The 8,376-nt window shown below is 66.2% G+C and carries 10 protein-coding genes; 5 read left to right on the plus strand and 5 right to left on the minus strand.

The features are described 5' to 3' along the window. Positions 1 to 79: 79 nt before the first annotated feature. The 3 genes from ntrC to dusB are packed head-to-tail and all read right to left on the minus strand — an operon-like array spanning position 80 to position 3,581. Positions 80 to 1,495, minus strand: coding sequence for a nitrogen regulation protein NR(I) (gene ntrC / locus J1N50_RS06355; protein WP_215351277.1), 1,416 nt, complete (start codon positions 1,493 to 1,495; stop codon positions 80 to 82). Next, entirely contained in the window at positions 1,492 to 2,586 is a 1,095-nt protein-coding gene (locus J1N50_RS06360; protein ID WP_215351278.1) for a two-component system sensor histidine kinase NtrB, read from the minus strand. Before J1N50_RS06360 ends, ntrC begins: the two co-directional genes overlap by 4 nt. Beyond that, the gene (gene dusB / locus J1N50_RS06365) at positions 2,583 to 3,581 is read right to left on the minus strand and encodes a tRNA dihydrouridine synthase DusB (RefSeq protein ID WP_215351280.1); all 999 of its coding nucleotides are present in this window, start codon (positions 3,579 to 3,581) and stop codon (positions 2,583 to 2,585) included. Before dusB ends, J1N50_RS06360 begins: the two co-directional genes overlap by 4 nt. 97 nt (positions 3,582 to 3,678) lie before the next feature. On the opposite strand from dusB, the gene J1N50_RS06370 reads away from it, so the two are divergent. Further along, positions 3,679 to 4,854 carry a bifunctional 2-C-methyl-D-erythritol 4-phosphate cytidylyltransferase/2-C-methyl-D-erythritol 2,4-cyclodiphosphate synthase gene (locus J1N50_RS06370; protein ID WP_215351282.1) on the plus strand — a complete coding sequence of 392 codons (1,176 nt, stop codon included), beginning with the start codon at positions 3,679 to 3,681 and terminating at the stop codon, positions 4,852 to 4,854. A gap of 2 nt (positions 4,855 to 4,856) precedes the next feature. Then, the gene (locus tag J1N50_RS06375) at positions 4,857 to 5,414 is read left to right on the plus strand and encodes a CinA family protein (RefSeq protein ID WP_215351284.1); all 558 of its coding nucleotides are present in this window, start codon (positions 4,857 to 4,859) and stop codon (positions 5,412 to 5,414) included. On the opposite strand, the gene J1N50_RS06380 is transcribed toward J1N50_RS06375, so the two are convergent. Next, complete coding sequence (locus J1N50_RS06380) at positions 5,357 to 5,836, minus strand: type II toxin-antitoxin system RatA family toxin (protein WP_215351286.1); 480 nt, start codon at positions 5,834 to 5,836, stop codon at positions 5,357 to 5,359. The two genes, J1N50_RS06375 and J1N50_RS06380, sit on opposite strands and share 58 nt — an antisense overlap. Next, positions 5,837 to 6,781, minus strand: coding sequence for a lipoyl synthase (gene lipA / locus J1N50_RS06385; RefSeq protein ID WP_215351288.1), 945 nt, complete (start codon positions 6,779 to 6,781; stop codon positions 5,837 to 5,839). A 62-nt stretch (positions 6,782 to 6,843) separates the two neighbouring features. On the opposite strand from lipA, the gene J1N50_RS06390 reads away from it, so the two are divergent. The 3 genes from J1N50_RS06390 to J1N50_RS06400 form a co-directional block, all read left to right on the plus strand. Next, positions 6,844 to 7,482, plus strand: a complete 639-nt coding sequence (locus J1N50_RS06390; RefSeq protein ID WP_215351290.1) for a carbonic anhydrase — start codon at positions 6,844 to 6,846, stop codon at positions 7,480 to 7,482. Positions 7,483 to 7,503: 21 nt separating this feature from the next. Next, positions 7,504 to 8,082: a DUF2846 domain-containing protein gene (locus J1N50_RS06395; RefSeq protein ID WP_215351292.1), complete on the plus strand. Its 579-nt coding sequence runs from the start codon at positions 7,504 to 7,506 to the stop codon at positions 8,080 to 8,082. Between the two features lie 114 nt (positions 8,083 to 8,196). After that, a partial coding sequence (locus J1N50_RS06400) for a hypothetical protein (RefSeq protein ID WP_215351295.1) occupies positions 8,197 to 8,376 on the plus strand: 180 nt, incomplete at its 3' end.

Here is an 8,376-nt window from a genome sequence, read left to right on the forward strand (position 1 = left end):
TTGTTACGACAAAGCTGTTGCATAGAAAACACACAAAGTGTCTTCGGCGACCGATTGCCGGGCCGGGCCGATCCTGTCGTCAGGGTTGTGCGGGGTCGATATCGAGCTGGCCCAGCCGCTTGCGCAACGTATTGCGGTTGATTCCCAGCCGGCGAGCGGCTTCGAGTTGGTTTCCGCGCACTTCGCGCAGCGTCCGGCGCAGCAGCGCGGCCTCGACGATGGCCTCCAGCCGCTCGTGAATCTCGCCGTCATGATCCGCGGCGGCAAGCTGCTCGCGCGCCCAGTCGTCGACCGCGCGCGCGATCAGATCGACGGGGTCGGCGGGCACCGCACCCTCGCCGCTGTCGCGCAGCACCGATTCGACGTCGCGCGGGGTGACGATCGTATCGCGCGACAGCACTGCCAGCCGCTGGACGACGTTGCCCAGCTCGCGGACGTTTCCCGGCCAGTCGTGCCGTTCGAGCAATTGCATGGCCTCCGGCGCAAACTGGCGGTCGGGGAGCCCCGAATGGCGCCCGGCATCGACGAAGTGGCGCACCAGCGCGGCGATGTCGCTCCGCCGGTCGCGCAGCGGCGGCAAGGTCACGGGAATGACGTTGAGCCGGTAGAACAGATCCTCGCGAAAGCGACCGTCGGCAACGAGCGTGCGCATGTCGCGGTGCGTCGCGGCGATGACGCGCACGTCTGCGCGCAGCGCCTGGCTGCCGCCGACGGTCGAATATTCATTGCTCTGGAGTACGCGCAGCAGCCGCGTCTGCGCCTCGAGCGGCATGTCGCCGATTTCGTCGAGGAACAGCGTGCCCCCTGCCGCTTGCTCGAAACGGCCGGCGTTGCGGCTGTGCGCGCCGGTGAACGCTCCCTTTTCATGGCCGAACAGTTCGGCCTCGATCAGCTCGCGCGGGATCGCCGCCATGTTGATCGCGACAAAGGGACCGGCGCGACGCAGCCCCGTTGCATGGATGGCGCGCGCGACGACTTCCTTGCCCGTCCCCGATTCACCGAGGATCAGCACCGCAAGATCGTTCGTCGCGAGCCGCGCGATCGTCCGATAGACCGCCTGCATGGCCGGCGCGCGGCCGACGAGACCATGGCTGTCGGCCTGCCCCGGATCGACCTTCGCCGCCGGCTGGCTGCTGCGTTCGAGCGCCGCGCGGACGCTTGCGGTCAGTTCTTCGAGGTCGAAGGGCTTGGGCAGATAGTCATAACTGCCGATCCCCGTCGCGCGCACCGCGGTATCGAGGGTATTCTGCGCCGAAAGCACGATCACCGGCGTCTCTGGATCGACCCCGGCACCGGGAAGCGAGTCGATGCCGTCGCCATCGGGCAGCACGACATCGGTGATGATCAGGTCGGGCCGGTTATCCGCAAGCCAGGCGTTGCGTTCGCCGACGCTGCCGACCGACGCGAACGTACCGCACTCGCCGGTCAGCGTCTCGCGGATGATCAGCGCGATCGCCGGATCATCCTCGACGAGCAGGATCGTCTTGCCGGTCATGCGTCGCGGCCTTTCTTGGACACCGCCGGCAGGTGGACGCGGAAACGGGTCCATTCCCCGTCGCGCATATGCTGGACGGTGCCGCCCATGTCGCGCGCCAGCTTGGCGACGAGCGCGAGGCCGAGCCCCCTCCCCTCGCGCTTGGTGGTCACGAAGGGGTCGAACAGGTCGCCGCGAATGTCGGCGGGTACGCCGGGGCCATTGTCGCTGACGCTGACCTCGATCGGCAACGCGATGCGGCCGCGGCCGTCGCCATTGTCGATCGACAAGCCGTGGCGGAATGCCGTCGCGATGCGTACCACGCCGTCGTCGCGCCCGCCGAGCGCTTCGCAGCCATTGGTGATCAGGTTGAGCAATATCTGCACGACCGCGTCATGATTGCCGTGGACGAGCGGCAGCGAGGGGTCGAAATCCTCGGCAAAACGAACGCCTGGAAACTGGCGCGCACGCGCGGTTTCGATCGCCTGGTGGATCGGCTGATACAGATTGAGCGGCGCACAGGCGATCGGCTGCCCGCGCGAGAAATGCTCCATCTGGTCGATCAGCGTGGTGATCCGGTCCACCTCGGCGCAGATCAGGGTCGTGAAGCGCTCGCCGCTCGCGTCGGTCTTGCGGGCGAGAAGCTGCGCCGCGCCTTTGATCCCGGCGAGCGGGTTCTTGATCTCGTGCGCCAGCATCGACGCCGCGGCTCCCGCCGCGCGGCCCGACCGTCCGATCGCACCGCCCATCAGTTCGGCATCGCTCTGCGAGGGCACAAGCGTCAGGATGCGGTGACCGCTGCGGCCATAGGGGACCATCTGCATGTCGACGAACGCGGATTTGCGCGCACCGATCGAGATTTCGGCGCGATGCGCGAACAAGGCCGAGGTCGCGGGGTCGTTCATCCGCTGGCGATAGCTGCGATCCATTCCGATGACGTCATACACGACCCGCCCGACCATCGCGGCGCGGCCGATGTTGCAGAGCTGCTCGGCGGCGGCGTTGACGAACAGGATCACCCCGCCCTTGTCGATCAGCAGCGTGGCGATCGGGTGCGACTGGATGATCTCGTCATGGTCGAACGTCGGGATGCTCGACGTCAGCGCGCTCACGCAGCGGCCTTGCTCAGATATGGACCGTAAAAGGCTTCGAGCGCGTCGAGGACGCCCTTGCTGTCGGGGATCTGGTTGACCTTGTTACGGAACTCCGCCGAGCCATGCAGCCCCTTGACGTACCAGCCGAGGTGCTTGCGCGCCATATTGACGCCGGTCATTTCGCCATAGTGATCGATCATCGCACGATAATGCGATGTAATGACTTCATATTGCTCGTCGATGCCGGGATCGGGCCGCTCGGCCTCGCCGCGCAGCGCCGCGATCACCTGACCGAGCAGCCAGGGGCGGCCATAGGCGCCGCGGCCGATCATCACCCCGTCGGCGCCGCTCTGCGCGAGCGCCTTTCGGGCGTCATCGGCCGAGCAGATGTCGCCGTTGACGATCACCGGGATCGCCACCGCATCCTTGACCTTGCGGACAAAGGCCCAGTCGGCCTCGCCGCGATACATCTGGTTGCGGGTGCGGCCGTGAACCGTGACCAGCTTCGCTCCCAGATCCTCGGCGATGTGCGCGAGCTCGGGGGCGTTGAGGCTGTCATGATCCCAGCCCATGCGCATCTTCACCGTCACCGGCACCGCCACCGCCTTGACACAGGATTCGATCAGCGCTGCGGCAAGCTTCAGGTCGCGCATCAGCGCCGACCCTGCGTCGCCGTTCGTCACCTTGCGCACCGGGCAGCCCATATTGATGTCGATGATCGCGGCGCCGCGGTCTTCGTTGAGCTTTGCGGCCTCGCCCATTTCATAGGGGGTGCAGCCGACAAGCTGCATCGATACCGGCTCTTCGACCGGATCCCACGCCGCCTTCTGGATCGACTGGCGCGTCTCGCGGATCGCTGCCTGGCTGGCGATCATCTCGGTGACGTTGAGCCCCGAGCCATAGTAGCGCACAAGTTTGCGGAACGGCAGATCGGAGACGCCCGTCATCGGCGCGAGGATCACGGGATCCGCGATAGTGATGTTGCCGATCTGAATGGGCCTGAGCGGCGCCATGGCGGGGAGCTTTCGTTCGAACTGCCTAAAATTTGAGCAGCCCCTACACGCTAAGCGGCTTTCCCGCAAGGCGCGGCTGCGCTAACCGGCGCGGCTGATGACCGAGTCCACGCCTTTGCCTGCCCCGCGCGTCGCGGCGATCCTGCTTGCCGGGGGCACGGGCACGCGCGCGGGTTTCGACCATCCGAAGCAACTCGAACCGCTCGGCGGCAAGGCCGTGCTGCGCTGGAGCATCGACGCGTTCGACGCGCATCCGGCGATTTCACTGGGCGTGCTGGTGGCGAATGGTGACGTCATGGCGGCAGCAGGCGACACCGGGAAAGGCTGGATTTATGCCGATCCGGGTATCGAGCGCCAGCAATCGGTGGGCCATGCGTTGCTGGCGCTTGCCGACTGGGAGGACGAGGCGCTGGTCCTCGTTCACGACGCCGCGCGCCCCGGATTGACGGCCGATGTGATCGACCGCCTGCTCGCGGCGCTCGAGACCGCCGAAGCGGCGATTCCGACCTTGCCGGTTCCCGACACGCTGGTCGAACAGGCGCATGGCGAAGCGGGAGAGGTCATCGATCGCAGCGCCCTCGCGCGCGTCCAGACGCCGCAGGCGTTCCGCCTGGGCATTCTCAGACGCGCGCACGCCGCGGCCGTCGAAGCGGCAGCGACCGACGATGCGCAGCTTGTCCGGCGGCTTGGCATTGCCGTCGCTGCCGTTCCGGGCGACGCCCGGCTTCACAAACTGACATATGCCGAGGATATGGCGATCCTCGCGGGACTTTTGGGAACGGGAACGATGCGAACCGCGGTCGGCATGGGCTATGACGTTCACCGCCTGGTTGCGGGCAAGCCGCTGTGGATCGGCGGGATAGAAATCGCCCATAGTCATGGGCTTGAAGGCCATAGCGATGCCGACGTTGCGCTTCACGCGATCACCGACGCCATCCTCGGCGCGCTGGCCGATGGCGACATAGGCGACCACTTCCCGCCCAGCGATCCGCAATGGCGCGGCGCGGCGTCGCACCGCTTCCTGGCCTTCGCCGGCGAGCGCGTGGCAGCGCGCCATGGCCGTATCGCGCATGTCGACCTGACGATCATTGCCGAAGCCCCGAAAATTGGTCCGCACCGCGTCGCCATCAGGGCGCGGATCGCCGAAATCCTTGCGATTCCGGTCGAGCGCGTTAGTGTGAAAGCCACAACGACCGAGCGGCTGGGTTTCACCGGCCGCCGCGAGGGGATCGCCGCCCAGGCCGTAGCGACCTTGGAACTTCCGGAGAATTGAGAGTGGTTTTCGACGCAGAAGCGCGCCTTGCCGAGCGCGACCAATTGGCCGCGGCCGTCCTCGCCGCCAACCGTGCGGCGGGCAGGCGGATTGCCGTCGCCGAAAGCTGCACCGGCGGCATGGTCAGCGCCGCGCTGACCGACATTGCCGGAAGCTCGGACGTCTTTTCGGCGGGCTTCATCACCTATTCGGCCGACGCGAAGCAAAGGCAGCTCGATGTCAGTAGCGAGATACTCGAAACCTTCGGCGAGGTAGCGCTGGCGACCGCTTGGGCGATGGCCGCCGGCGCGCTGGCGAACAGCGACGCCGATGTCGCGGTGGCGATCACCGGAATCGCTGGCCCCGGCGGCGGGTCGGAGCGCAAGCCGGTCGGCCTGGTCGTCTTCGCGCGCGCGCTGCGCGGTCAGGATCCCGACGATTATTTCACCCAGCGGGTGCAGTTCGACGCGACCGACCGCGCCGCGATCCGCCAGGCCGCGACATTGTTCGCGCTCGACCTGCTTCAGCCCGAAAGGGACGCGCTGCGGCCGTCCGAGGATATTGCGCTTCCGGCGCCATAGAGTTCGCCCGCGCGCGCTTCGAACGCGGCGATCATCTTGCGCAGCGCCTTGTCGAACATCTGCCCGGCGAGCGTTTCGAAGACGCGGCTGCGGAACGAGAAATCGACCATGAAATCGACGCGACAGCCGCCGTTTCCGAGCGGCGCGAAATGCCATTCATTCTCCAGATGGCGCATCGGGCCGTCGATATAGCTGACAGTCACGGTCCGCGGCCGTTCCTTGTGGACGCGGCACGAGAAGCTTTCGCGCAGCCCCTTGAAGCCGACGATCATGTCGGCCACCGATTCATGTTCGCTGTCGCTGCGGACGCGAAGCGCGATCACCCACGGCAGGAATTCGGGATAGCGCGCAATATCCGTCACCAGCGCGAACATCTGTTCGGCACTGTGCGGCAGTTCGCGCGTCTCGTGGTGCCGCGGCAATCAGTCCGCCCCAACCCGCCCCGGCCGGGCATCGCGCGCGAGTTGTTCCTCGCGCGCGGCGCGCATCCGCTCGAAATCGTCGCCGGCATGATAGCTCGACCGCGTCAGCGGCGACGAGGCGACCTGCAGGAAACCTTTGGCGCGCGCGATCTGCGCATAGGCATCGAACGCCTTGGGCGTTACGAATTCGGCGACCTTGGCGTGTTTCGGCGTCGGCTGGAGATACTGGCCCATCGTCATGAAGTCGATGTCGGCGCTGCGCATGTCGTCCATGACCTGATGGACCTCCATCCGCTCCTCGCCGAGGCCGAGCATGATCCCCGACTTGGTGAAGATCGACGGATCGCGGCGCTTGACGGTTTCGAGCAGTCGCAGCGAGGCATAGTAGCGCGCGCCGGGGCGGATCGTCGGATAAAGCCGCGGAACGGTTTCGAGATTGTGATTGTAAACGTCGGGCCGCGCATCGACGATCGCCGCGACCGCGCTTTCGGGCTTGTTGCGGAAGTCGGGGGTCAGGATTTCGATCGTCGTCTGCGGCGTCTCGCGGCGCAGCGCCTCGATCACTTTCACGAACTGGCTGGCGCCGCCGTCGGGCAGGTCGTCGCGGTCGACCGAGGTGATCACGATGTGCGTCAGTCCCATCTTCGCTGCCGCCGCAGCCGTATGCTCCGGTTCGAGCAGATCGACGGGACGCGGCATCCCGGTCTTGACGTTGCAGAAGGCGCAGGCGCGCGTGCAGGTGTCGCCGAGAATCATCACCGTGGCGTGCTTCTTGGTCCAGCACTCGCCGATGTTCGGACACGCCGCTTCCTCGCACACCGTGTGCAGGTTGAGTTCGCGCATCAGCTTGCGCGTTTCGGCATAGCCGGGGCTCGTCGGAGCCTTGACGCGGATCCAGTCGGGCTTGCGCGCGCGCTGGCTGGGAGTAGATGCAGGAGCGTTCATGGCGCCCACATAGTCGTGTGCGCGCCTCTTCTCAACCTCTCTACCTATGCTAAGGGGCGGACATGACTCACTTTGCAGACCTGATCGATGGATACCGCCGCTTCCGGAACGGCGGCTGGCAGCAGCAGCGCGACCGCTGGAACGAGCTGGCCGAGGGGCAATCGCCCAAGGTCATGGTGATCGCCTGCTCCGACAGCCGCGTCGAGCCCTCGCAGATTTTCGACACGAATCCGGGCGAAATCTTCGTCGTGCGCAACGTTGCCGCGCTGGTCCCCCCGTTCGAGACGACGCCGGGCCGTCACGGCGTTTCGGCCGCGCTCGAGTTCGCGGTGCAGTTTCTGAAGGTCGAGGAAATCGTCGTGATGGGTCACGGCCTCTGCGGCGGCTGCCACGCGGCGCTTCACCGCTCGATGGAAGGGGCAGAGCCCGGTCGCGGCGGCTTCATCGCCGACTGGATTGCGATGCTGGACGACGCGGGCGCCGAGGTTCGCGCTGCCCACCCCGACGTCGACAATCGCGAGGCAGGACGCGCGATGGAAATGGCCGCTGTGCGCGTGAGCATAGCCAATCTGCGCACTTTCCCCTGTATCCAGGAAAAGGAAAAGCGCGGAACCCTGAAACTGCGCGGCGCCTTCTTCGCGATCAGCGACGGCGTGCTGCATGTGATGGACGACGCGACGGGAGATTTTACGCCGGCCTGAGGGCCAGACAGGGAGGACGCGATGAGCAAGAATGCAATGTGGCTGACGATCATTTTCGCAGCCGCGATTGTCGGAGCCTTTCTGGGGCCGTCGCTCGGCAGCCTGATCGGCGAGACGACGATGCTGATCCTCGCACCGCTGTTCCTGATCGGGGTCGTCGCCTTCTGCATCTGGGCGCTGTCGAGCAACAAGAGCGGCAAGAAGGCCGATACCGCTGCGCTGGCCGAAGCCCGCGCAATGCGCGCGCCCGAAGGCAAGGGCCGCATCTACATCACCCGCCGCGGCTTCGTCGCCGCACTGCAGGGGATGAATGTCACGCTGGACGGCACGGCGACGGGCCAGATCAAGTCGGGGCAGATGCTGATGGCCGATGTCGAGCCCGGCACGCACCGCATCCAGGTCGGGACCGCGAAGGCGAAGCTCGCCAATGCGGCCGAGATGGATGTCGAAATCAGCGCGGGCGGCGTGGTTGTCATCGACGCAATGATCGAGATGGGGGCGCTCAAGGGCAGCGTGAAGCTGACCCGCCTCGACGCGGCGAAAGCGCGCGAGAATGTCAACGCGACCGCGCTGATCCTGTGGGAGGTGGCGCCGGCGTGACGGCTTGACGTGCACGGGCGAAGGCAGCGCGACGATCCAAAGTTCAGTAAAGTTCAGCCCTGTGCGGCGCCGCTTCGCCCTCCCTTAGACTGCCAGCGCCCGGCCCACCGCGCCGTGGCCGCACCTGCAATCAAGCGCGAAAATGAATGGGTCGGCCGAAGGCTGGCACAGCCGGATAATGTAGGAAAAGGCTATTTGAAGGCGCATCCGTTTTGGGGTGGAGAGCGGCCCTTCAATTCTCGTCATGCTGGCTGCGGCGATGGCCTCGCTGTTTCAGCATCCATGGCCGGGCCT

The organism is Sphingopyxis soli (assembly GCF_018682675.1).
GTDB lineage: Bacteria > Pseudomonadota > Alphaproteobacteria > Sphingomonadales > Sphingomonadaceae > Sphingopyxis > Sphingopyxis soli.

Coding starts and splice junctions, on each gene's coding strand:
- ntrC (WP_215351277.1), bottom strand. CDS start 1,495: ATGACCGGCAAGACGATCCTGCTCGTCGAGGATGATCCGGCGATCGCG.
- dusB (WP_215351280.1), bottom strand. CDS start 3,581: ATGGCGCCGCTCAGGCCCATTCAGATCGGCAACATCACTATCGCGGAT.
- J1N50_RS06370 (WP_215351282.1), top strand. CDS start 3,679: ATGACCGAGTCCACGCCTTTGCCTGCCCCGCGCGTCGCGGCGATCCTG.
- lipA (WP_215351288.1), bottom strand. CDS start 6,781: ATGAACGCTCCTGCATCTACTCCCAGCCAGCGCGCGCGCAAGCCCGAC.
- J1N50_RS06390 (WP_215351290.1), top strand. CDS start 6,844: ATGACTCACTTTGCAGACCTGATCGATGGATACCGCCGCTTCCGGAAC.
- J1N50_RS06395 (WP_215351292.1), top strand. CDS start 7,504: ATGAGCAAGAATGCAATGTGGCTGACGATCATTTTCGCAGCCGCGATT.